This is a genomic window from Pukyongia salina (assembly GCF_002966125.1).
In the GTDB taxonomy this organism is placed as follows: Bacteria; Bacteroidota; Bacteroidia; order Flavobacteriales; family Flavobacteriaceae; genus Pukyongia; species Pukyongia salina.
The window spans coordinates 892,534-916,904 of sequence record NZ_CP027062.1; the positions used below are offsets into that span (position 1 = coordinate 892,534).

General features: G+C 41.2%; 20 protein-coding genes. 10 read left to right on the forward strand and 10 right to left on the reverse strand.

From position 1 onward, the window contains the following. The first annotated feature begins 38 nt into the window (after positions 1-38). The 3 genes from C5O00_RS03950 to C5O00_RS03960 all read left to right on the forward strand — a co-directional run bounded on the left by C5O00_RS03950 (position 39) and on the right by C5O00_RS03960 (position 2,374). The gene (locus C5O00_RS03950; protein ID WP_105215140.1) at positions 39-1,835 is read left to right on the forward strand and encodes a chloride channel protein; all 1,797 of its coding nucleotides are present in this window, start codon (positions 39-41) and stop codon (positions 1,833-1,835) included. Continuing rightward, entirely contained in the window at positions 1,836-2,081 is a 246-nt protein-coding gene (locus C5O00_RS03955) for a hypothetical protein (RefSeq protein ID WP_105215142.1), read from the forward strand. Positions 2,082-2,176: 95 nt separating this feature from the next. Beyond that, complete coding sequence (locus C5O00_RS03960; RefSeq protein ID WP_105215144.1) at positions 2,177-2,374, forward strand: cold-shock protein; 198 nt, start codon at positions 2,177-2,179, stop codon at positions 2,372-2,374. A gap of 72 nt (positions 2,375-2,446) precedes the next feature. Here the strand turns inward: C5O00_RS03960 and C5O00_RS03965 are convergent, their stop codons facing one another. Beyond that, positions 2,447-2,896, reverse strand: a complete 450-nt coding sequence (locus C5O00_RS03965; RefSeq protein WP_105215146.1) for a nucleoside deaminase — start codon at positions 2,894-2,896, stop codon at positions 2,447-2,449. Positions 2,897-2,949: 53 nt separating this feature from the next. Between C5O00_RS03965 and dxs the strand changes: the two genes are divergently transcribed. Next, on the forward strand, positions 2,950-4,722 hold the full coding sequence (gene dxs, locus C5O00_RS03970; protein WP_105217568.1) for a 1-deoxy-D-xylulose-5-phosphate synthase: 1,773 nt from the start codon (positions 2,950-2,952) through the stop codon (positions 4,720-4,722). Here the strand turns inward: dxs and C5O00_RS03975 are convergent. Continuing rightward, positions 4,719-6,056, reverse strand: coding sequence for a dGTP triphosphohydrolase (locus tag C5O00_RS03975; RefSeq protein WP_105217569.1), 1,338 nt, complete (start codon positions 6,054-6,056; stop codon positions 4,719-4,721). The two genes, dxs and C5O00_RS03975, sit on opposite strands and share 4 nt — an antisense overlap. 217 nt (positions 6,057-6,273) lie before the next feature. Here C5O00_RS03975 and C5O00_RS03980 point away from each other — a divergent pair, with 217 nt between their 5' ends. Then, positions 6,274-7,518, forward strand: coding sequence for a beta-helix domain-containing protein (locus C5O00_RS03980; RefSeq protein WP_105215148.1), 1,245 nt, complete (start codon positions 6,274-6,276; stop codon positions 7,516-7,518). A 96-nt stretch (positions 7,519-7,614) separates the two neighbouring features. Next, positions 7,615-10,440, forward strand: a complete 2,826-nt coding sequence (locus tag C5O00_RS03985) for a TonB-dependent receptor (RefSeq protein WP_105215150.1) — start codon at positions 7,615-7,617, stop codon at positions 10,438-10,440. A gap of 86 nt (positions 10,441-10,526) precedes the next feature. Here the strand turns inward: C5O00_RS03985 and C5O00_RS03990 are convergent, their stop codons facing one another. Beyond that, positions 10,527-10,901, reverse strand: a complete 375-nt coding sequence (locus C5O00_RS03990) for a toxin-antitoxin system YwqK family antitoxin (protein ID WP_105215152.1) — start codon at positions 10,899-10,901, stop codon at positions 10,527-10,529. A gap of 430 nt (positions 10,902-11,331) precedes the next feature. Between C5O00_RS03990 and C5O00_RS03995 the strand changes: the two genes are divergently transcribed. Both C5O00_RS03995 and C5O00_RS04000 read left to right on the forward strand, forming a co-directional pair. After that, complete coding sequence (locus C5O00_RS03995; protein ID WP_105215154.1) at positions 11,332-12,558, forward strand: porin; 1,227 nt, start codon at positions 11,332-11,334, stop codon at positions 12,556-12,558. A 79-nt stretch (positions 12,559-12,637) separates the two neighbouring features. Beyond that, on the forward strand, positions 12,638-14,878 hold the full coding sequence (locus C5O00_RS04000; RefSeq protein ID WP_105215156.1) for an inorganic phosphate transporter: 2,241 nt from the start codon (positions 12,638-12,640) through the stop codon (positions 14,876-14,878). A gap of 46 nt (positions 14,879-14,924) precedes the next feature. On the opposite strand, the gene C5O00_RS04005 is transcribed toward C5O00_RS04000, so the two are convergent. From C5O00_RS04005 to C5O00_RS04035, 7 genes are all read right to left on the reverse strand, one after another. Next, positions 14,925-16,670, reverse strand: coding sequence for a Na/Pi cotransporter family protein (locus tag C5O00_RS04005; RefSeq protein WP_105215158.1), 1,746 nt, complete (start codon positions 16,668-16,670; stop codon positions 14,925-14,927). Positions 16,671-16,811: 141 nt separating this feature from the next. Next, a complete protein-coding gene (locus C5O00_RS04010; protein ID WP_105215160.1) occupies positions 16,812-17,576 on the reverse strand; it encodes a CPBP family glutamic-type intramembrane protease in 765 nt (254 codons plus the stop codon). A gap of 3 nt (positions 17,577-17,579) precedes the next feature. Next, positions 17,580-18,158: a zinc ribbon domain-containing protein gene (locus C5O00_RS04015; RefSeq protein WP_105215162.1), complete on the reverse strand. Its 579-nt coding sequence runs from the start codon at positions 18,156-18,158 to the stop codon at positions 17,580-17,582. 17 nt (positions 18,159-18,175) lie between these two features. Continuing rightward, the gene (locus tag C5O00_RS04020) at positions 18,176-20,596 is read right to left on the reverse strand and encodes a ribonucleoside-diphosphate reductase subunit alpha (RefSeq protein ID WP_105215164.1); all 2,421 of its coding nucleotides are present in this window, start codon (positions 20,594-20,596) and stop codon (positions 18,176-18,178) included. A 120-nt stretch (positions 20,597-20,716) separates the two neighbouring features. Further along, positions 20,717-21,694, reverse strand: a complete 978-nt coding sequence (locus tag C5O00_RS04025) for a ribonucleotide-diphosphate reductase subunit beta (protein WP_105215166.1) — start codon at positions 21,692-21,694, stop codon at positions 20,717-20,719. Between the two features lie 434 nt (positions 21,695-22,128). After that, positions 22,129-22,728, reverse strand: coding sequence for a hypothetical protein (locus C5O00_RS04030; protein WP_105215168.1), 600 nt, complete (start codon positions 22,726-22,728; stop codon positions 22,129-22,131). 175 nt (positions 22,729-22,903) lie between these two features. Further along, positions 22,904-23,470: a DUF3109 family protein gene (locus tag C5O00_RS04035; RefSeq protein WP_105215170.1), complete on the reverse strand. Its 567-nt coding sequence runs from the start codon at positions 23,468-23,470 to the stop codon at positions 22,904-22,906. Positions 23,471-23,588: 118 nt separating this feature from the next. Here C5O00_RS04035 and C5O00_RS04040 point away from each other — a divergent pair, with 118 nt between their 5' ends. Then, positions 23,589-24,170 carry a MarC family protein gene (locus C5O00_RS04040; RefSeq protein ID WP_105215172.1) on the forward strand — a complete coding sequence of 194 codons (582 nt, stop codon included), beginning with the start codon at positions 23,589-23,591 and terminating at the stop codon, positions 24,168-24,170. Between the two features lie 6 nt (positions 24,171-24,176). Beyond that, positions 24,177-24,368, forward strand: a complete 192-nt coding sequence (locus C5O00_RS04045) for a hypothetical protein (RefSeq protein ID WP_105215174.1) — start codon at positions 24,177-24,179, stop codon at positions 24,366-24,368. Positions 24,369-24,371 lie beyond the last annotated feature (3 nt).

Here is a 24,371-nt window from a genome sequence, read left to right on the forward strand (position 1 = left end):
TTAATTTAAGTAATCCGGGGTTTATACAATGATGCAATATGTCTGTACAAAATCGAACGATCTTAACTCGTTTCCTGATATGGCGTCTTAAGCACATATCTCACAGGCAATTTCTATATATTCTAAGTATTGTTGTTGGATTTCTCTCTGGTATGTGCGCTGTTGTTATTAAGAACGGTACGCATATAATACAATCTGTACTGGAAGGTACATTGATCCGCGATTATCAAACTGCTTTTTATTTCATTTTCCCACTACTAGGCCTCACCATTGTCTATTTTATTATTAAATACCTGGTAAAAAACACCCCTACACAGGGCATTCCGGCAACTTTGTACGCAATTTCTAAGAAAAAAGGCGTTATGAGTTCCTTTCAAATGTACGCCAGCCTCCTACTCGCGCCCATTACGGTTGGTTTTGGAGGATCTGTAGGGCTGGAAGGCCCAACCGTTGCGACGGGTTCGGCTATAAGTTCCAATTTATCACGTATGCTGCACATGAACCAGTCTACCCGTACCCTGTTGATTGGTTGTGCCGCTGCCGGCGCCATGTCGTCTATCTTTAAAGCACCTATTGCGGCCATCATTTTTGCCGTAGAAGTATTTAGTCTCGATCTCACCCTGGTGTCGCTTATTCCATTGTTACTTGCATCTGTATCGGCCGTGATCACTTCTTATTTTTTCTTCGGAAATGATATTATCCTACCCTTCAGTATCACAGATAAATTTACGTTGTCGGACCTACCGGTGTACGCACTGCTAGGTGTGGTAGCCGGGTTTGTTTCTATATATTTTACTATTACCTTCGAACGAATTCAGAAGTTTTTCGACAAGTTCTCATCCCCTCTTAAACGACTCATAATTGGCGGCCTGGGAATTGGCATCCTGGTGTATTTCATACCGCCACTGTACGGAGAGGGGTTCGACATGATAAACGCCCTGGTAAATGGGAACACAGATCCCGTCTTAAAGAACAATATCTTTCATCTCGACATAGCAAACCCCTGGATACTTATTTCTCTGTTGGTTGGGCTGGTGGTCTTTAAAGTTATAGCGAGCTCATTAACCTTTGGAGCCGGAGGAGTTGGTGGAATATTTTCGCCAACCTTGTTTATGGGAAGCATAATGGGATTCTGTACTGCCAAGATCATAAATGCCACCCAAATATTAACAAATCCTGTATCGGAAAGTAATTTTACCTTGGTTGGTATGACCGGTCTAATGGCTGGAGTGTTGCATGCCCCATTAACCGCTATCTTCCTTATTGCAGAAGTAACCGCCGGTTATGAGTTAATCATCCCGCTTATGATCACAGCCGCAATATCGTTTACGATCACTAAGTACTTCTCGCCACATTCGGTCTATGCAATGGAACTGGGAAGAAAAGGCGAATTGATAACACACAATAAGGATCATGCGGTACTCACCCTGCTGAATCTGGAAAATATAGTGGAAAAGAATTTCGTTATCCTTGAACCGGAAATGAAACTGGGTGAGATCGTTCATCAGGCAGTAGTGAAATCGAAGCGTAATATTTTCCCTGTTGTAAACAAGGAAAACAACACCCTGGAGGGTATTATTCTTCTGGACGATCTAAGGCCCGTAATGTTCGATCAAAGTTTGTATGACGAATTAAAAGCAGAAGATCTTATGAAAAACCCTCCTGCCATTATTCAGCTGGACCGGGATAAAACGACCGAAGTGATGAAAAAATTTCAGGATACCGGTTCCTGGAACCTCCCGGTGCTATCCAATGAAATCTATTGTGGGTTTATTTCAAAATCGAAATTACTTACTGCTTACAGACGAAAACTAATTGATTACGCCGAAAAATAAATGAAATACGTACTAATTATACTCCTTATCGCGGTTATTGGCGGAACGGCCACCGGGTTTTACATAAAGCCGGACAATGAAGCTACAGGCAACATGATCATAGGGATCTCGGTTGTAGTTATCTTTTTTGTATTGATACCATTGTTCATCTACTTCAGATGGAATAAAAGAAATTTTAAAGACTATATGCTCACTAAAGAGAACATCGACAAAATGCGTGAAGAAGGTCGTAGGAAAAAACTGTAAATCAGGCCGTTTTTGCAAAATAGTTACAATTTCATATCCTACCGCTTGAATAATCTTGTACCTTTATCGCATTATTAATTTATTTTTTTATTACAATGGAAGGTACAGTAAAGTTTTTTAACGAATCAAAAGGCTACGGCTTTATTACCAACGATGAAACCGGTAAGGACATCTTTGTTCACGTTACAGGTCTCAACGGTGAGGCGCTAAATGAAGGCGACAAAGTAGAGTACGTAGAAGAAGAAGGACGAAAAGGAATGGTTGCCGCACAAGTGCGTGTAATTCATGACTAAGATATAGCGTAATTAACTACATTCCATCCTCCGCGGTTTATACTTCGGAGGATTTTTTTTACCTATTATTTATTAATTCAGGTTACGCTTTTCAATAAAAAACCTTTTAAGAATTTCCGATGCTTCCTTTTCAAGTATTCCTCCTGTCAGAACCGTTTTAGGGTGAAGCTTTGTTTTCATATTGATACAGCCCCGTTGCTCATCCCTTGCGCCGTACACTACCCTGGAGATCTGACTCCAATACAAAGCACCTGCACACATCTGGCAAGGTTCAATAGTGACATACAGCGTGCAATCCTTCAGGTATTTTCCTCCCAGAAAATTGGCTGCCGCCGTAATCGCCTGCATCTCGGCATGTGCCGTAACATCATTCAACGTTTCTGTGAGATTATGGGCCCTGGCAATGATCCTGTCCTTTATAACTACAACAGCTCCGATGGGTATTTCTCCCTTCTCTAATGCAGCCTCGGCCTCCTGCAGAGCTTTTTTCATGAAATAAGTGTCGTCCAGTGGTTTCATTATTTTATTAGTAATGGCTTCGGTAAAAGTACAATTTCATAATGTATCTTTGCCCTGTGTCCAAAAGCCTTTTAAATAGTGTTCAATTTCCTGCCGATCTGAGGAAAATCAGGCAGCAGGATCTACCACAATTAGCCGCAGAGTTACGTGAATTTATCATCAATATAGTTGCGACCAAGGAAGGCCATCTGGGAGCCAGTTTAGGAGTTGTGGAACTAACCATTGCCCTTCATTACGTATTCAATACTCCAGATGATATTTTGGTTTGGGATGTAGGACATCAGGCATACGGCCATAAGATTTTAACCGGACGTAGAGATAACTTTCACACCAACCGGCAAATGGGTGGGATTTGTGGATTTCCAAAACGAGATGAAAGTGAATACGACGCCTTTGGAACGGGACACAGCTCCACGGCAATTTCCGCTACGCTGGGAATGGCAATTGCATCGCAATTGACAGCTGCTGCCGGCAGGCAGCATATTGCCGTGGTAGGCGACGCTTCCATAGCCAGCGGGATGGCCTTCGAGGCACTAAATCATGCCGGCGTTACCAATACGAACTTACTGGTAATTCTCAATGATAATGCCATTGGTATAGACCCCAGTGTGGGTTCTTTAAAAGATTATCTAACCAGGGTTACCCTGGATAATGCACCCGAAACCGATAATATATTCGAGGCTCTCAATTTTAAATATTCGGGACCCATAGACGGTCATGATATAGACGTGCTTATTTCCGAGCTAAAAAAACTACAACAAGTAGACGGCCCGAAACTGCTGCACATCATCACGAAAAAAGGGAAAGGGCTGAGACAAGCCGAAGAAGACCAGGTAAAATATCACGCTCCTGGTAAATTCGATGCTGAAACCGGGAATTTGGTAAAAAAGGAAACAGCTCATCTCCCCCCAAAATATCAGGATGTATTTGGGAAGACGATTGTAGAACTGGCGGCCCAAAACGAGAAGATCGTTGGTATAACCCCTGCTATGCCCACCGGAAGTTCTCTAAAATATATGATGGATGCATATCCAGATCGAGCATTCGATGTGGGAATCGCAGAACAGCATGCGGTTACCTTCGCTGCCGGCCTCGCCACTCAGGGTATGGTGGTGTATTGTAATATTTATTCCACCTTTCTACAGCGTGCTTACGACCAATTGATCCATGATGTATGCTTACAAAACCTGCCGGTTATCTTTTGCCTGGATAGAGCCGGTATCGTTGGAGAGGACGGGGCAACGCACCACGGTATCTTCGACCTGGCTTATTTACGATGCATTCCCAATTTGATCATCGCCGCGCCATCTAACGAAATTGAGCTTAGAAATTTGCTTTATACAGTTCAAAAGAAGTTGGAGCATCCCATCGCAATTCGGTATCCTCGTGGCAGAGGACAAATAGTGGATTGGGAAAAATCATTTTCGGAAATAAAAATAGGTGAAGGAAGAAAGTTAAAGTCGGGGTCTGAAATTGCGGTACTTTCGGTAGGTAATATGGCGTATAACGTAACTGAGGCCATTAACGCCATTTCAGAAAAGAAACTGTTAGGACATTACGATCTCAGATTTGTGAAACCTCTGGATCACGATCTTCTTCATCAGGTGTTTCGGCAGTATAATAAGATCGTAACTGTTGAAGATGGGGTGGTAAAAGGAGGTTTTGGCGGGGCTATTGCTGAATTCGCTTCAGAAAACAACTATAAAAATCTCATAAAGATCATTGGCATTGGAGACTACTTCCCCGAACATGGTAGTGTAGAACAATTACAGGAGCAGGCAGGATTATCTCCCGAAAAGATCAGAGAAGTGATAATTTCTCTGCTTTAAAGATCTCCCTTTATCTTCTTGAATAGCTGTAAGGCGTTTCCATCGGTAAGCATGGAAATAAAACAACAACAGAACATCGTATATTCATAGACCGAAGCCTCTACAGGTAACGGGCTGTCAAGACTTTTTAACAATAATGAATCGAAATGAGTGGGCTTCCCCCTGTAATGATTTTCGCAAGCCGTAGTGAAACTGTCCAGCAAAGTAGTTAAGATATTATAACCTGCAATTTCCTTGTCTGTCACTTCCTGACTCCGATAGATCTTCGTAATACTTTCGTCAATAATGTCATCGATCTGCGCTTTATATTTACTTCGATCCATTAAGGAATCCTGAAACGTCCCCGATAGTATGGATTCTTCATTTTCGATGAATACTTCGACTGCTTCGGAAATAAGAGTCCCAATAGCCAGCGACCTTAAATAGGCCAGCCGATCTTTGGTTTGTGTTAGCGCCGAATAATTTGCAGTATTGATCCTGTCCTTAACCAGGTTGATAAGATATTCGAGAGCCGTCTCTTCGGCGATCCAGCCCAGGTTGATCCCATCCTCAAAATCGATGATAGTATAACAGATATCATCCGCGGCTTCCACCAGGAATGCCAATGGATGCCTGGCAAATGACAAATTATCGCCTGTAGCCCTGTTGAGTAGCCCAAGATTTTTGGCTACCTCCTTGAAAAATGAAGTATCTGTTTGAAACACCCCAAACTTCTTATCGGCTATATGGGCAGTGGGTTTCTTCGGAAGGGATTCCTTGGGATATTTCATAAAAGCCCCTAATGTGGCATAAGTAAGGCGTAATCCACCCTGAACCCCGTTTTTGGTTTCGGTGAGTATTTTAAATCCGTTCGCATTGCCTTCAAAATCGATTAGATCCTGGTATTCTTTTTCTGAAAGCTGATCCCGGAATCGCTTGCCGTTTCCGTTTTTAAAATAATTGCCTATAGCCTTCTCGCCACTATGGCCAAAAGGCGGATTGCCAATATCATGAGCCAGGGACGCAGCTGCTACGATAGCACCAAAGTCATTGATCTCGTATCCATGAACTTTTTGTAAATAAGGATGCTTCTCTATGATCGCGCTACCTACCTGTCTACCCAGGGATCTCCCAACAACCGACACTTCCAGGCTATGCGTTAACCGTGTATGTACAAAGGAGGTCTTAGACAGGGGTATCACCTGTGTTTTATCCTGTAAACTTCTAAATGCAGAAGAGAATATTATCCGGTCGAAATCTACTTCAAAGCCACTCCTGGTCTGGTCTTCCTCCTTGCGAATCCGTTTTTTTGTATCTCCTTGCTTCCTAAGTGAAAGCAACGATTCCCACTGCATCATGTGATTGAATTTATAGTGGTTGCAAGATAACATTTTTGTTCCCTTTTGGCATCACGCTTATTCAATTGATAATTAACATTAGGATAACTTTCTTATCACGAATTAGTAATGTATAGCTAACATCGACTTTACATTACCGCACTTTCTTTGCCATGGAAATAATTAGAAAAAAGCAATCAAAAAAATAAATAAACACTTTTAAACTAATTCAAACATGAAAAAAATTTATTTACCATTTATAGCTATAGCATTCGCACTTGTTGCTGCAAGTTGTAGTTCGGATGACGGAGGAGCAATTATTCCTACAGATGATACCGGAACTCCCGCCGTAGACGTACGTCTAGTTGGCCAGATTACTAGCGATATGACCCTCACCAGTGATGTGATCTGGGAGCTAGAAGGACGTGTAACCGTTACAAACGGCGCCACACTTACTATCGAACCGGGAACAATTATTAAGGCCTTTGCAGGAACAGGAGCCAATGCTTCTACCCTTATTATTGCAAGAGGGGCAAAGATCAATGCGGTAGGAACAGCTAGCGCACCTATAATTTTTACTTCAATAGCAGACAATATCGCCATCGGACAAGTTTCCGGATCTAATCTGGATGAGAACGACAGAGGACTATGGGGAGGCTTACTTGTATTGGGAAATGCTAAAGTTTCTTTAGATGGTAATGCTACCGAGGCCCAGATTGAAGGGATACCAGCTTCCGATATTAACGGAAGATATGGTGGAAACGACGATGCAGACAATTCCGGATCTCTGGCCTATATCTCTATACGTCATGGAGGTGCATTAATAGGAGAAGGAAATGAAATTAACGGACTTACCCTGGGAGGTGTAGGAACTGGTACATCAATCTCTAACATAGAAGTTGTTGGAAACGTAGATGATGGAATAGAGTTCTTTGGTGGTTCTGTAAATGCTAACAACCTCCTAGTTTGGGCACAGGGAGATGATGGGCTGGATATCGATCAGGCCTACTCCGGAACCATAGACAATGCCGTAGTAGCACTTGGAGATATTTCGGATCACGCTCTGGAGATCGATGGTCCAGAAGGGTCACTCGAAGGAATGTTCACTATCACTAACCTTACGTTAATAGGAAACTCTAATACCGAAAACGGAGAGTATGCAGATTATCGTGATGGTGCTATGGGTGTTACAAAGAACGTTCTTGCACGAAATTTCAAAACTGAATCTGATGTTGAGTTGGATAATAATGGTGTAGCTCAGAATTTCATTGATGGAAAACTTTCTTTTGAGAACTGGGTAACAGATGTTGATCCAGCCAACGCAATTTTTGTTGAAAAAACAGGTGAAGGTGAGAACAAGATCATCGTTAACCCAGATTTTACCGAGCGAGCTGCTGCCTGGAGCTCGACGGGTAATAGTGGCGGAGCTACTATGAGTGCGTTCTCATGGACATACGCAGCCTCAAGAGGTGCCCTATAATTATAAATATCATAAGTGTCTCTCTAGAGACGTCCAATTGCTCGCTTTATTCTTAAAGCGAGCAATTGTTTTACAATTTTCAATAGATAATAATAAATGAAAAAGTTAATACTAGCATTAATATTAGGTTTCACGTCATTCTATGTAATGGGACAAACAGGAACCGTAAGTGGTAAAGTGATAGACGGTGAATTTAATGATGTACTCGCCTTTGCTAATGTGATCGTTAAAAATACTACCAACGGTACCACCACCGACTTCGACGGAGTTTATTCGCTGGAACTCGCTGTAGGCACTTATACCCTTGTTTACTCTTTCGTAGGCTATCAAACCAAAGAAATAAGTGATATTGTTGTAGAATCTGGGAAGAATAGTACGATAAATGTAACCCTAAATGTGGGCCAGCTTGATGAAATAGTGATTCGGACTACAGCCAGGAACAATACAGAATCTGCCGTTCTCAGTTTCCAGAAAAATTCGGTGAACCTTCTTGACGGCCTATCTATTGAAACCATGCAGAAGACCGGCGCTAACGATATTGCAAGTGCAGTTAAAAACGTCCCCGGTGTTTCTGTACAAGGCGGAAAGTTTGTTTATGTGAGAGGTCTGGGCGATCGATACACAAAATCAATTCTTAACGGAGTAGATGTTCCCGGGCTTGATCCAGACAGAAATACATTGCAGCTCGATATCTTTCCTACCCGTATCCTTGAAAATATAATCGTAATAAAATCTGCAACCGCAGATCAGCCCGCCGATTTTACCGGTGGGGTGGTAGATATTGTAACTAAAGATATTCCGGCAGGCGCCCAGTATAGCCTTTCGCTGGGATTGGGGTATAATTCAGATTTTCACTTTAAGGATAACTACCTGGCAGACCAACGCAGTAAAACAGATTTTCTGGGTTTTGATGATGGTCTAAGAGACAATCCTATCCCAACAGCTCAAGAGATCCCACTCCCACAACAAAATGGAGAGGTAGTTGAGATCTTAACCCGCAGATTTGAACAAAACCTGGCCGCTCAGCGTGAAAAGAGCTTGATGGATATGAATTTTTCTGCCACCGCCGGCAATCAATATGCCATTGGTGATAACAGATTAGGCTTTTTAGCATCAATTTCATACCGAAATGAAACCCAATATTACGATGAGTATATCGATGGGCAAGTTTGGAGATTGGATGATCAGGATCCTTCGGTTTTCGAATTACGCCCCGATCGAACGCAGACGGGGGAAGTAGGTAACAATAATGTACTTATTAGCGGACTGGCCGGACTCTCCTATAAAACTGAAAATTCTAAATATCGATTAAACATTTTGCACATTCAGAATGGAGAATCTGAAGCATCCATTTTCAGGCAGGTTAATCAGGTAAATAACTCCAACGAGATAAAAAAAGATAACCTTATCTATACGCAACGGTCTATTACTAACGCCTTATTAAGTGGAAAACATTCGCTTGGTGAGGATGCAGACTGGACCATTGAATGGAAGCTTTCCCCTACTCTTGCCATAATTGATGACAAGGATTTCCGGGTAACACCTTTCAGGGTCTTTATCGATTCTGAAACGGGGGAAGAAGTATACTCGATCGAACCATCAGAATCTGGCGATGCTTCTCGCTTCTACAGGAATCTGCAGGAAATTAATCTTGCCGGTAAACTTGGAATCGACAAAAAACACAAATTATTTGGCTATGATGCGAAGATTAAATTTGGGGGAGCTTACACCTATAAACAGCGTGAATTTGCCATCGATCAATTTGCCTTTCCCATACTAAACGTCCCATCCAATGCTTATGGCGGGGATCCAAACCAGGTTCTGGCAGACGAAAATATTTTCGATGCAGATACCAATAGCGGTACCTTCGTAAGACGAGACTCTAATATTTCAGATACCTTCGATTCGGAGATCACAGTGGCAGCGGGATATATTTCTGAAGAATTTAAAGTAAACAGCTGGGTCAATGCGATTTTGGGCGTTCGATTCGAAAAATTCGATCTTATATATACAGGAAGAAATCAATCGGGGGATATTTTTGATAATGCCACCATCCTGGACAAAGCAGATTTTTTTCCTTCAGCAAATTTAATATTTAACCTGAACGAGGATGAAGACATGAAGATTCGAACATCCTATTCGAGAACCACAGCAAGACCTTCGTTTAAAGAAGCGTCTCTGGCCGAAATATTCGATCCCATTAGTAGTTCGTTCTTTATCGGGAATATCGAATTGCAGCCTACCTACATAGACAATCTGGATCTCAGATTCGAGAAGTACGGTGAGGAGGGAGATTTCTTCGCCATTAGTGGATTTTATAAATCGTTCACAGACCCTATTGAACTTTCATTCATTCGCGGTGCGACTGGTCAATTTACTCCCCTTAATCTCGGTGATGCAACCGTATTTGGAGGTGAAATAGAATTGAGAAAGAATTTGGGTTTTATTCACGGATTGGACAACTTTAGCCTTAACGCAAACCTATCGGTGATCGAATCTCAGCAAGAATATAGTGAGGATGAACGTGCGAGCAGACTCGATAACCTGAGAGTGGGCGAAACACTGGACGATAACAGACAGTTGCAAGGACAATCGCCTTATCTCATCAACCTGGGAATAAATTTCGATGATGATGAAAAAGGCTGGCAAGCGGGATTATTCTATAATGCTCAGGGTAAAACTTTACAAATTGTTGGTAGTGAAGACATCCCCAATGTCTTCACTTTACCCTATCATAATATAAAACTCAACTTGTCTAAATCTTTTGGAAATGACAAAGACCAGAGAATTAGTCTTCGTTTCGACAATATTCTGGATGATGATATAGAGAGTGTTTATAGATCATTCGGAGCTCAGGATCAATTATATTCCAGATGGAATCCCGGCCAACAAATTAGCCTGGGTTACAGTATTAACTTTTAAGAACTATTCTATTTATTGGCCAAAACTTAAGCCCTGTTCTCAAGAATTATAGAACAGGGCTTATATTTTTTATAGGAATAGAAGTATTATCTAAAGGATACAACTCGAGTATCATCTGCAGACCAGGTTTTTACTTTAGCAATTTTTGAATTGCGATACGTTACTTCCCTAATCTTGTCGCCTTGGTAGAAATACCAAGTTCCGGTTTTTTCTCCATTGAAATACTCTGCTTCGGCGGTTTTATTGCCGTTGATATCGTAGCTAGTCCAATTTCCATGCAACTTATTTTCCTGAGTATAATAACCCTTTTGAGCAATTACACCATTATCGTGAAACAAGGTAGCTTCAATCAGGTTGTCGTTTAAAACATAGGAATCTTTTTTGCACGTCTTTTTGCATTCTTGCGCAAATGAAATATTTGCGGCCATGACAATTACCAGTAAGGTGATTAAATTTTTCATAGTATATAGGTTTTAATTGTCGACCATATCAAAGATAGAAAAGAAGTAACAATTATGAAAGGTTTTGGTAACGTTATCTTAACATTATAAATCTATTTCCTTGTTTTACAATGTTTTATAATTTAAAATTTAACATTGAAAAGTGAACAAATGATATATTTCTTAATGTTTTTTTAATGTTGCGATGATAGTAAAACCACACCCCAAGTGTTAATTTGCATCGTCTTGAATGGACAAATACATCTTTTGAAAATCGTTAAGTTTTTGTCGACTAGATTTCTAAGATGGGAGGCCGCTTACTTGTAAGTGGCCTTTTCATTTAATAGGTGTTGATAATTTCTATTTTATGGGTTTAAAGTTAATATTTAGGAAACATTAACTTAACATTGAGGTTGGTTCTTTGCAGCGACAAAAACTTAGAACGATTTTCATGAAACACCCTTATCTTTTACTCGTGGTCGCCTTAATTCTTTTTGGCACTACAAATGCTCAGGAAATAAGTGACACATCTTTTGGTAAAGGGATGATCAATTTTGTTGCGAAAGACAGTTCCTTTAGCGTAAAATTTGCCCCAAGATTTCAGGTACGCTATATGGCGGATTGGCAACATGACGGTGACAATTACGGCAGTGCAGAACAAAACTTTCTGGTTAGAAGAGCTCGATTGAAGTTCGATGGGTTTGTATTCAATCCCAGGATAAAGTATAAAATTGAACTTGGTCTGTCCAACCGTGATATTAGCGGTGCAAACCAGTTCAACCGAAACACACCTCGTTATATTCTGGACGCGGTAATCAAATGGAACTTTTACGAGAATTTCGAATTATGGGCGGGACAAACCAAATTGCCGGGGAACGTAGAACGAGTAGTTTCTTCCGGTAACCTGCAATTTATTGATCGCTCTATCCTAAACAGTCGTTTTAATATTGATCGTGATGCCGGAATTCAGTTGCGTCATCATACCAACCTTGGAGGTGACTTTTTTATACGTGAAAAAATTGCTGTTTCACAAGGGGAAGGCCGAAATGTTACCCAGGGCAATGAAGGAGGGTTACAATATACGGCCAGGCTGGAACTCCTGCCTTTTGGCTGGTTTAAATCGGGCGGAGACTATTCGCAAAGTGATTTGAAACGGGAGTCCACTCCGAAGTTGATGATAGGAGCTACCTACGATTATAACCAGGATGCCGTTAAAACCAGGAGTAACCTGGGTAGTTATATGTTCTTAAGTGATGGATCTCTATATGAAACAGATCAATCTACCATCTTTGTGGATGCAATGTTCAAGTATAAAGGGTTTAGCTTTATGGGAGAGTATGCCAATCGGGATGCGGATAATCCTGTGGCGGTAGAAGCAAATGGTTCACCAGCTGTGGATAGTGACGGACTTCCAACCGGCGATGTAGTTCTAATTGGAAATTCGATAAATCTACAGGCGGCCTACTTATTCGAAAATAATTACGAGATTGCAGCCAGGTTCTCTACTGCAGATTACGATGCAATAACAGGACGGGCAATGGAAGAACAATATACATTAGGCGTGTCTAGATATGTTGTTGGACACAAGCTTAAAGTGCAGTCTGATTTCACATACGGTACCGCCGGGGGGAATGCAGATTTTTTGGAGTTCAGAATAGGATTCGACGTACATCTATAGAACCCGAAAGAGATAACAATTTAGTAACAAGTGTGCCTAATTTAATTAAGACATTTGTTGCGTTTTAATAAAAACGAATATGGATAATCTTTATTTATTAATGATAGTTGCTCTTGCAGTTCTGGCAATTGCCGATCTGGTTGTGGGAGTAAGTAACGATGCTATCAATTTCCTGAATTCGGCGATAGGATCCAAGGCGATCCCATTTAAGGCCATAATGGTAATTGCCAGCCTTGGGATATTTATTGGTGCTATTTCATCCAGCGGACTTATGGAGGTAGCTCGTAAAGGGATCTTTGTACCCGGGGAATTCTATTTTAACGAGATCATGATCATTTTCATGGCAGTGATGATCACCGATATATTGCTCCTGGACTTCTTCAACACTCTGGGATTACCAACCTCAACAACCGTTTCTATTGTTTTCGAATTATTGGGAGCCGCTGTTGTAATGTCTCTGATAAAGATCAGTAATTCTGAGACCGCTGTTTTTGGAGATTTATTTAATTATATCAACACAGAAAAGGCGATAGAGATCATCTCGGGGATACTTCTCTCGGTGGTGATTGCCTTTTCGGTAGGTGCGTTTGTACAATATGTATCCAGGTTAATCTTCACCTTTCATTACGAGCGTAAAATAAAGAATTTCGGGGCCCTCTTTGGCGGGATCGCCCTTACTGCCATAACGTATTTCATCTTTATGAAAGGCCTTAAGGGTACGCCGTATTACGATGATATGAAGGGATATATCGAAGGAAATGAGTGGTTCATCATTGCCGGTAGTTTTATCCTTTGGACGTTACTTTCATTACTTTATATGAGAGTGCTAAAAAAGAATATCCTCATTATCGTGATCGCTGTGGGTACCTTCGGATTGGCTTTGGCATTCTCAGGAAACGACCTGGTAAACTTTATCGGGGTGCCTATGGCAGCCTACCACTCATATGAAGCGTGGGCCGCATCGGGTGTTGAGGCCACGGCATTTTCGATGGAAGTACTGGACAAAAAAGTACCCGCAGAACCCCTGTTATTGTTTATAGCAGGTGGTGTAATGGTTGTAACCTTATGGTTCTCAAAGAAAGCACGTACGGTAGCAGACACCGAGATAGGTCTTGCGACACAGGATGAAACCAAAGAAAAGTTTAAGCCAAATATGTTGTCCCGAGCCGTTGTGAAAGGGAGTACTAAATTGGCATCCATGCTAGGAGCAGCGATTCCCAACTCTACTCAGGAAAAAATTAATGCCAGTTTCGAAAAACCAGTGGTTACATTACCGAAACATAAAAACTACGAGCTCCCTGCTTTCGACCAGATTCGTGCATCGGTAAACCTTATGGTTGCGGGCGTATTAATTTCGATCGCCACCTCTATGAAATTACCACTGTCTACAACCTACGTCACTTTTATGGTGGCTATGGGTACGTCGCTGGCCGATAGGGCATGGGGAAGAGAAAGTGCGGTTTACAGAGTTGCAGGAGTTCTTAATGTGATTGGCGGATGGTTCTTTACCGCATTTAGCGCCTTCGTGGCAGCCGGAACATTGGCTTACCTCATTTATCTGGCCCCGGCTCCTATGATCGCCGTACTATTATTCCTGGCCATATTATTATTAATAAGAAATTACCTTTCTCACAAAAACAAATCGAGTGCGATCACTTCGCCCGATGAATTGAAAAAAGCCGAAAGTAATACGGTTCAGGGAATTATTGAAGAAAGTGCCGATAATATTGCGAAGACGGCATCGAGAACAAACAAGATCTATTCATCGATTATTGCCAATCTCGCAAAAGAAGATGCTACCAAGCTTAAGAAAAACAGGTTACGGGTTGATAAGCTCGCCGAGGAAGTAGATGAGCTACGAAATAATATCTTCTACTTCATTAAAAACCTTGATGAAACAAGTGTTCGTGGTAGTAACTTCTACATCATGGTCCTTGGCTATCTAACCGATGTGGCGCAATCGCTCGAATACATCGCGAAAGTAAGTCATAAACATGTGCGTAATAATCACAAGACCTTGCGCTTTAACCAGATCAAGGACCTTCAGAAAATAGATTCGTCTTTCGAACATCTGTTGAAGGATATAGAAACTATTTTCAAAAACCGTGAGTTCGAAAAATTAGAGGATATTCTTATTAGAAAGGAACGTGCTTTTAGCGACATAAATGCAATGATCGAAACACAGATCACCAGAACCAGAACAGAAGAATCGAGTCCAAAGAACACTACTTTGTATTTTAGCCTTCTATTGGAAACAAAAGACCTGGTGACAGCATTGATGAACCTGATGGAAGAATATTATAAGAGCTATAAAGGTTAATTAATCCGAAATAAATTGTATCAAACCCCGGCTCATCCGGGGTTTTTTATTTGTGGTTCTCGAATAACGGATCTTGTTCGCCATACAGCAGATCGGCGATGGTAATTAATTTTTTTATGGTGTCGTTCACATTGTCCCTGTCGTTTACCAACGAAGAACCCATGTCTACCGTAATAAGGCCTTCGCGTATAAGCCGTTCTATTGAATCACTCATATTATGAATCTCTTCCCTGGCCTCGTCACGTAACTTCATTAGCTTTTGATGGTAGATATCTTTATCTTTTTCTTTTCTGAAGTGATAGATTATACGAAGTACTTTCGCAATCTTCTTACGTAGCTTGTTGTATTCTTTCCTAACATATTCATTTTCCGAGTCGAGGTACAACGCCACATTTGGTGCCAGTTCTCTCATATTTCGAAGGATCTCTACCATCTTTCTATTGGCGAGTTTAATTTCGGAAATATGCCTGTTCTGGGCCTCGGTAAGTTTGAAATTACTTTGGGCCAACGACGCATATCGTATAATCTCTCCGTAGATCTTTTTTACCTTGGTGTGATACAATTCATGGACATCGGTGTGCATATCTTCGGTAGATCGCTTCAGGATCTTCTTGATCTTCTCATCAGATTTAATATCGGCACGATGAATATTCAACGAGTGCGCCACAATTTCAAAAATTGCGTTCTTAAACAGGAATTTCGATTCCTTTTCCAGGGAAATAATAAGAGTTTCGGGATATTTCAACACCCGTTTTTCAAGAAACTTGGGTTCGTCTATCTCTTTTTTCGGCATCTCCCTTTTTGGCACCAATCGCTCCACCAAACGAGCAATCGGATTTACAAACCATACCAACAACAGGGTATTACTTATATTAAAAATGGTATGGAACAATGAAATTGCCACGGGAATGGCGGCAGCACTAAGGTAAGGAGAGTCGGAGCCTGTCCATTGTGCAATCCAGCTCACCATTTTTAAGAAAGGATAAAAAAGTAACAATACCCAAACAACTCCAATTATATTAAAGAGAAGGTGTGCCCGGGCCGTTCGTTTTGCGTGAAAATTAGCCACTATAGCCGCAATATTTGCCGTAATAGTGGTTCCAATATTTTCGCCCAGAACCATTGCAGCAGCTAGCTCGAAAGGGATCCATCCTTCTGCTGTCATGATAAGAGTGAGAGCCATCGTGGCACTAGAGGATTGAATAATTACCGTAAGTAAAGTGCCAATGAATAAGAAGATGAGCACAGACCAGAATCCAAGATCGGTATACCTGGTTAGAAACTCGAGCATTTCGGGATTATCATTAATATTAGGTACAGCATCCTTTAAGAACTGCAGCCCAATAAATAAAACGGCAAATCCAATGATAAAGACTCCCCAGTTTTTTATGCTTTCTTTTTTCGCAAACGTAAAAGCAAATCCAAATCCCACCAGGGGTAATGCGATAGCGCTCATACTTACTTTAAAACCAAGGATGGTGATGAGCCAGGCAGTGATTGTAGTGCCAATATTGGCCCCCATGATCACACTAATAGACTCGGTTAAGGTGAGAAGGGAGGCATTGGCGAAGCTAACCACCATAAGGGTGGTAGCCGATGAAGACTGGATAACCGATGTTATAAAGAATCCCGTAAGTATACCAAAGAACCTGTTCGAGGTCATCGTTGCCAGGATACTTCGCATTTTGTCTCCCGCGAGCTTCATTAAGGCATCGCTCATCACCATCATTCCGAAGAGAAACAAACCCAGCGACCCAAATAACTGCAACAATTCGGTATATCCGTAATTCATAAAAAGTTTTTGCCGACAGAATAAAAGTACTAATTCTCTAATTTTGGAAAATGATATATCTCATCTAAAAAAACCGGATTGAAATAGTAGCAACCACGGCTTAGACACCTCGGGCTGGTTTTCAAATCACGGTAAATAAAATTAACCATTATTCAGAAGCTCTAATAAAGGGTCGTTCATGTAATAGTAATATTCAAGAAGCAATACTAGGAAATTGTGGATGAAGTGAACGATCATTCCCAGCCATAGGGTTCGGTATTTATAGCGTAAAAATCCTAATACAATTCCGAAGGGAAAGATCCAGAGAATAGAAATAAAAGAAAAATGTACCAAGGCGAAGATAAGAGCGGTAGCAATAATGGTAACGCGCGAGTTGGTGACATTGAGTAATTGGTTGAACAAATAACCTCTAAAGGCCAGTTCTTCAAAGACCGGGGCAATAATGGCTACAAAAATAAAAGCCCATAGAAAGGAATTTTCATACATCGCATAATCGTAGAACATATTATAGCTTTCCTCTCCCAGTAATCTATTCACCCATTCTATCCCGTAATACACAATTCCTGCCGAACACATAGGGAAAAGAATGGAAAATGCCAGATTCTTCCAATTGACATAACGCAAAGAATACAATTTCGTTATTCTTTTGAAATCCATTAAACTAAACATAACAGTAAGCAGAACGAAAACAGATTCCAGCACGATCTCGGTAATCAGGGAATCATTTTCAAGATAGATCACGAAAGACACTATGGCATATACCAAAAAAGTAACGTAGAATATAATTACCTGTCGAACACTTTCCTTTTCCTTTTTTAAGGTATTCTGTGTACGCTTGGCTCCGCAGTTACCGCAATAGACATCGGTTGGCCCCAGCAAGGAATTACATTGGGAACAATAGATCATGGATCAAATCTGAGTTTTTCTTAGCTGTAAAGCCGAATTAATTCCTTTACTGAGGAAGACTATAATAAGTACTTTCACAATAATCCCTTTGTATATGGTTTCCGGATCTACGATGGCATTTATTACTATGGTTGTTAAATACACAAGTAAGCCAAGAACCAGCGCTATAAGTGGTCTTTGCTGGGACCAGTAGGCCAGGCCAAGATATACTATTGTGAGTATCCCTGAAGCTATGAGGGTTGCCGTGTCATCATGTAAAAAGAAATAACCTATCCCGAACAGGAAGGAGAGTCCTGCGATGATCAATAAGCTGTTTCGCCCGGACTTGATCTCTTTTTTAGCCATCTGGCTCCTTCGGGCGTTTAGGACCCGGTTTGCATGAAAACCAGACTTTTCCCTGTCCGAGCCTCTTTCCGGAAATCCACAATTCACACAAAATTTATGATCGGAGGATATGGGTGTTTGGCACTGGGAACAATGTAACACCTCCTCGGGCCGGCTAATTAATTCGTCCATGATAAAGTAAAAAGCTAATATAAATGAAAGTATAAAAAAAGGAGGGCATACGCCCTCCTTTTTCATAATTAATAACACTTAAATTAAGAACCACACATCAAACAGTCATCGTCTTCTGCATCGCGCGATTTGGCTAGCATTTCACGTAATTCCTGAGGAGTGAGTGGTTTATTGGATACTGCCGAAGTAGCATCCACACTGGTTTCCGCAACGGCAGCAACCGGTTCTTTTTTAGTTTCACTTTTTAAAGTAAATTTAATTGCATCTACGGCACTCTTGGTACGCAGATAGTACATACCTGTTTTCAGGCCACTTTTCCAGGCATAGAAATGCATGGAGGTTAGCTTTGCAAAATTGGCATTTTCCATAAAGAGATTAAGCGATTGCGACTGATCGATAAAGTATCCTCTATGACGGGACATATCGATAATATCCTTCATACTCAATTCCCAAACAGTCTTATACAACTCTTTTAATTCCTGAGGGATCACGTCCACATCTTGTATAGAACCATTGGCTCGCATGATCTCTTCCTTCAGGTCGTCGTTCCACAATCCAAGGTTTACCAGGTCTTCCAACAGGTGCTTATTCACTACAATGAACTCACCAGAAAGTACTCTTCGGGTGTAGATATTGGATGTATAAGGTTCGAAGGCCTCGTTATTGCCCAGGATCTGCGAGGTGGATGCAGTTGGCATAGGTGCCACCAGGAGTGAGTTACGCACCCCATGTTTTTTCACATCCTTACGAAGTTTGGCCCAATCCCATCGGCCGCTAAGTTCTTCATCTTTTATCCCCCATAGATTGTGCTGGAATTCCCCCTGAGAAATTGGAGACCCCTTATAACTTTCGTAAGGGCCATCTGCCTTTGCCTCCTCCATAGAAGCAGTTACAGCCGCAAAATAAAGGGTCTCGAAGATCTCTTGGTTTAATTTCTGAGCTTCATCGCAGGTAAAGGGCAACCTCAGTAAGATAAAGGTATCTGCCAATCCCTGCACCCCAAGACCTACCGGACGATGACGGAAGTTAGAATTCTCTGCTTCCTTTACCGGGTAGTAATTTCGGTCTATTACCCTATTAAGGTTTTTGGTTACTCTTTTGGTTACTCTGAATAATTCTTTATGATCGAACGCCCCGTTCTTTACGAACATGGGTAAAGCGATAGAAGCAAGGTTACAAACCGCTACCTCATCTTCCGAAGTATATTCAAGGATCTCTGTACACAGGTTCGAGGAACGGATGGTTCCCAAATTTTTCTGGTTGCTCTTTCGGTTGGCTGCATCTTTATACAGCATGTATGGTGTTCCGGTTTCAATTTGAGATTCCAGTATCTTTTCCCATAATTCACGTGCTTTGATGGTTTTTCTTCCTTTATTCTCCGCTTCGTACTTGGTGTACATTGCTTCGAACTCATCGCCGTGGGTGTCGAAAAGGCCAGGGCACTCATTAGGACACATCAAGGTCCAATCTCCATCATCCTGTACTCGTTTCATAAATAAATCCGGGATCCACATTGCATAGAATAGATCTCTGGCTCGCATTTCTTCCTTGCCGTGATTCTTCTTCAGGTCGAGGAAATCGAAAATATCGGCATGCCAGGGTTCAACATAGATAGCAAAAGATCCTTTCCGCTTACCACCGCCCTGGTCTACATATCTCGCGGTATCATTAAACACACGAAGCATAGGAACGATTCCGTTGGAAGTACCGTTTGTTCCCGAAATATACGAGCCAGTAGCCCGAATATTGTGGATAGACAATCCGATCCCTCCGGCAGATTGTGAGATTTTCGCCGTTTGCTTCAGTGTGTCGTAGATACCGTCGATGCTGTCGTCTTTCATTGTTAGTAGGAAACAAGACGACATTTGTGGCTTTGGCGTTCCACTATTGAACAAAGTAGGAGTAGCATGGGTAAAGAATTTCTTCGACATCAATTCGTAGGTCTCCTTAGCCGATTCAAGATCGTTGAGATGTATCCCCACAGAAACACGCATTAGCATATGCTGCGGGCGTTCTACGATCTTTCCGTTTAGTTTTAGCAGGTACGATCGCTCCAAGGTTTTAAATCCAAAGTAGTCATAGCCAAAATCTCTATTATAAATGATAGTAGAATCGAGTTCTTCGGCATTTTCTTTTATGATCTGGTATACCTCATCGCTTAACAGGGGTGCTTTTTTTCCGGTACGCGGATTAACATACTCGTACAGGTCTGTCATCACTTCAGAAAATGACTTTTTGGTGTTCTTGTGTAGATTGGAAACGGAAATCCGTGCTGCCAGTCTTGCATAATCAGGATGAGATGTGGTCATGGTAGCAGCGATCTCTGCGGCGAGATTATCCAATTCGCTGGTGGTTACACCATCGTATAAACCTTCAATCACGCGCATGGCTACCTTAACGGGATCCACCAATTCGTTTAATCCATAGCACAATTTTCTCACCCGGGCAGTGATCTTATCGAACATGATGGGTTCTTTTCGTCCGTCTCTTTTTACTACATCCATTTCTGTTTTGCTTTTATGAGGTTACTTAGTTGTAAAAGGGTGCTGCTGAGGCATTGCTAAACACCACATTATCAGCGATATATTAAATCTTCCGCGGATATGTTCCGCTATTGGAATACTTTAGAAATCTGCGTCGAAACTAATCTTGTTCGATTCCTTGTCTTTGTTGGTAACACCTGCTTTCTGATATTCTGAAACACGCTTCTCGAAAAAGTTTGTCTTACCCTGCAACGAGATCATATCCATAAAGTCGAACGGATTGGTTGCATTGTATTCTTTTTCACATTGAAGTTCAACTAATAAGCGGTCGGTTACAAATTCAAGGTATTGAGTCATGAGTTTTGCATTCATCCCTATCAAACTTACAGGCAGGGATTCTGTAATAAACTCACGTTCTATATTTAGTGCATCTACAAGAATTTCGCGGATGCGTTCTTTAGACACTTTATTTATGAGGTGGTTGTTATGCAGGTGCACGGCAAAATCACAATGCACTCCTTCGTCGCGAGAAATAAGCTCATTAGAGAAGGTTAGACCCGGCATAAGACCACGTTTTTTCAACCAAAAGATAGAGCAGAAGGCTCCCGAGAAGAAGATCCCTTCCACGGCTGCAAAGGCAATAAGGCGTTCCGCAAAACTCGGACTTTCGATCCATTTCAGGGCCCAATCTGCCTTTTTCTTGATCGCAGGGAAATTTTCTATGGCTCTGAACAACATGTCCTTTTCCTTATCATCCTTTACGTAGGTGTCTATGAGTAACGAATAGGTCTCACTGTGAATATTTTCCATCATGATCTGGAAACCATAAAAGAATTTAGCTTCGCTATACTGAACTTCATTCACAAAGTTTTCTGCGAGATTCTCGTTTACGATCCCATCGGAAGCAGCAAAGAAGGCCAGAATATGTTTGATGAAATATTTCTCGTCATCACTTAATTTATTGTTCCAATCTGATAGATCCTGGTGTAGATCGATCTCTTCAGCGGTCCAGAAACTGGCTTCGCTTTTTTTGTACCAATCCCAAATATCGTGATGTTGAATGGGGAAAATTACAAACCTGTCTTTGTTGTCTTGTAAAATGGGCTCTACTTGGTTCATTGTCCTTCGTGTTTTTGGATTTTTAGAAAATTTGTCGTTACTCGGGACTAACAAATATGAAAAAATCTAAGTTGAAAATCTTCAGAAATGAGAGTTGGTTTTCAACAAAGTTTTCAACACGTACGTTTTGTAAGTGTTACTATTATTATCTTAAATAAATGGTTTAACTAATTGATTTTGTGTGTTTTATGAAATTTTCTCAAACTTATGAACAATTAGACCCTTAGCACGTTGAAAACCTTCATCGCCTTCCGTATCATGGCGGTTTGTTTGCTGTTTGGTGCTGTTTTTCAAGGCTAAATTTTCAACAACGAGAACTTAAAAAAAGAATGAAAATTTAGCTTTCTAAAAGCAGATTTTCATTTAATGTGCTTCAGAAAACAAAAAAATCGCCTTCAAAAATAAAGGCGATCATACTTATTATTATTTTGATTCTACCCCAGATCGTCTGTATCCAATTCGTCTATGGCGTCCCAGGTTTCCTTCAGGTCCATATTAGTTCCTCTTACCATTATGTAAAATCGGTTGTCCTCCATATATTGGATTTCAGAACGACTACCGTCTTTTCGGTATTCTTCAACGGCTTTATTGCCATTCTTCACGAGCGTTCGTCTTACTTTGTACTCGTCCTCTTCTTCGAAATCCTGCGAAAATAAGATTCGTATACCTGCAGTTGCAGCTGCCCCCATTTCACCTGCACCATCCATGATCTGGATATGTAGTTTCTTCGACTTATCCTCATTTTGATAGGTTGCCTCGATCTGAGCGATCTGCATAAAAGCAGTTTGACCTGCTTTGTACCCAGTACGCTTCATTCCATTTATCTCATCCGGTAACCAGGCTTTTAATTCTTCATTGGTTAATGGTTCTTCGTTCTTTAGATCCTCCATATCTTCCTGAACCTTCTCCATTTCTTTCACTGCTTTTCGCGTGTTTGAAACCGATTCCTTGGTTTCTTTTATCTTTTTGGATACCGGATTTTCACAGGCTGTGAAACTTGCCAATATAGCAATGGAAAACAATAATTTCTTCATAATGTAGCTTCTTTAGTGGTTATGTTTACGTAGTACTAATATATTAAATATCAACCAATTGATCATCGCCCGAACAGGTGATATTGTGTAGGGATTTTTACTGAAAAGATTTTATAGAAGAGGGAGGCTGCAACCAACCTATTTGAAACGGATAGAAGATACATTGGGGCAATAACTAATTCATATCCCTTGCCACTTTTTCCAATTCGGTATACCAATGTTCACCAAACTTCCTTATAAGAGCGTCCTTTACGAACTTGTACACCGGCACCTTTAGCTCTTTCCCTAATACGCAGGCGTCATCACAGATAGGCCATTTATGATAATTCACCGCGGCAAATTCGCTATAGTCCTGAACTCGTACAGGATATAAATGGCAGGAGATAGGCTTGCGGAAATCGATCGCCCCTGCGTTGTATGCATCCTCAATCCCACAGCCGGCAACTCCCTGTTTGGAGAAGGTAACATAAGCACATTCCTTTCCATTTACAAGGGGGGTTTCCAGCTCATCCTGTTTAGAAATGATATGTGTCCCCTGAGCCGCTATAGCCGCAATTCCTTCAGGCCTTAGAAATGGTTTTACTTTGGGGTAAATTTCCCGAAGGATCTCTACTTCTTCGGTCGTAACAGGCGCGCCTGCCTCGCCCTCTATGCAACAGGCTCCTCTGCACGCGTTAAGATTGCACACGAAATCTTTTTCGATGATATCTTCAGAAACTATGGTTTTTCCAAGCTGAAACATGCCTCCAAAGATACATGCTTTAAAATTGTTGCAAGTCAAACTTTTGAAGGAAATATTAATTCAGAAGTAATAAAAATCGAACCACTTTGCCTAATTTTGCGGCCTTAAACAGCACCTAATGACATTAAACGCCAAAGAGATCTTTACCGCCAGTATGGTCTTATTTGCAGTGATCGATATCATTGGAAATATACCTATCATTATTTCCCTACGTGAGAAAGCAGGACATATCCATAGCGAAAAAGCCTCCATTATTGCGGCGGTGGTTCTTACTGTTTTTCTATTCGTGGGTGAACGCATATTAAATCTTATTGGAATAAACGTAAACGAATTCGCCGTCGCGGGAGCCTTTGTGCTTTTCTTTATCGCTATTGAAATGCTGCTTGGGATCACCCTGTTCAAAGATGACGGTACCGGCCCCGAAGTTGCCACAATATTCCCATTGGCGTTTCCTATGCTGGCCGGACCCGGAAGTCTTACCACGCTATTATCACTTCGCGCCGAATACGAGATCCAGAACGTGATCGTGGCTATTCTAATAAACATTGTTTTTATTTATATTGTCCTTAAGACCTCTGCGCGTTTACAACGTATCCTGGGAAAGAATGGTATAGAGATCATTCGGAAGGTTTTTGGGGTTATCCTGTTAGCCATAGCAGTAAAATTATTCACTTCGAACATTCAGGAATTATTTAATTAATAGAACATGAAAGCAGCTATTTATATTTTCATCGCCATCGCAGCAGGTCTGATCATCTTTAATATTACCAAACTGGACTTCGACAATCTGTTCGAGGGCGACAGCCAGGTAGCTGCTATCAGTATATTGGCATCGGCCTGTGTTATCCTGTTAATGTTGATTTTAAGATCTTCCCGCAAGATCTCGGGGAAGAAATAGTGA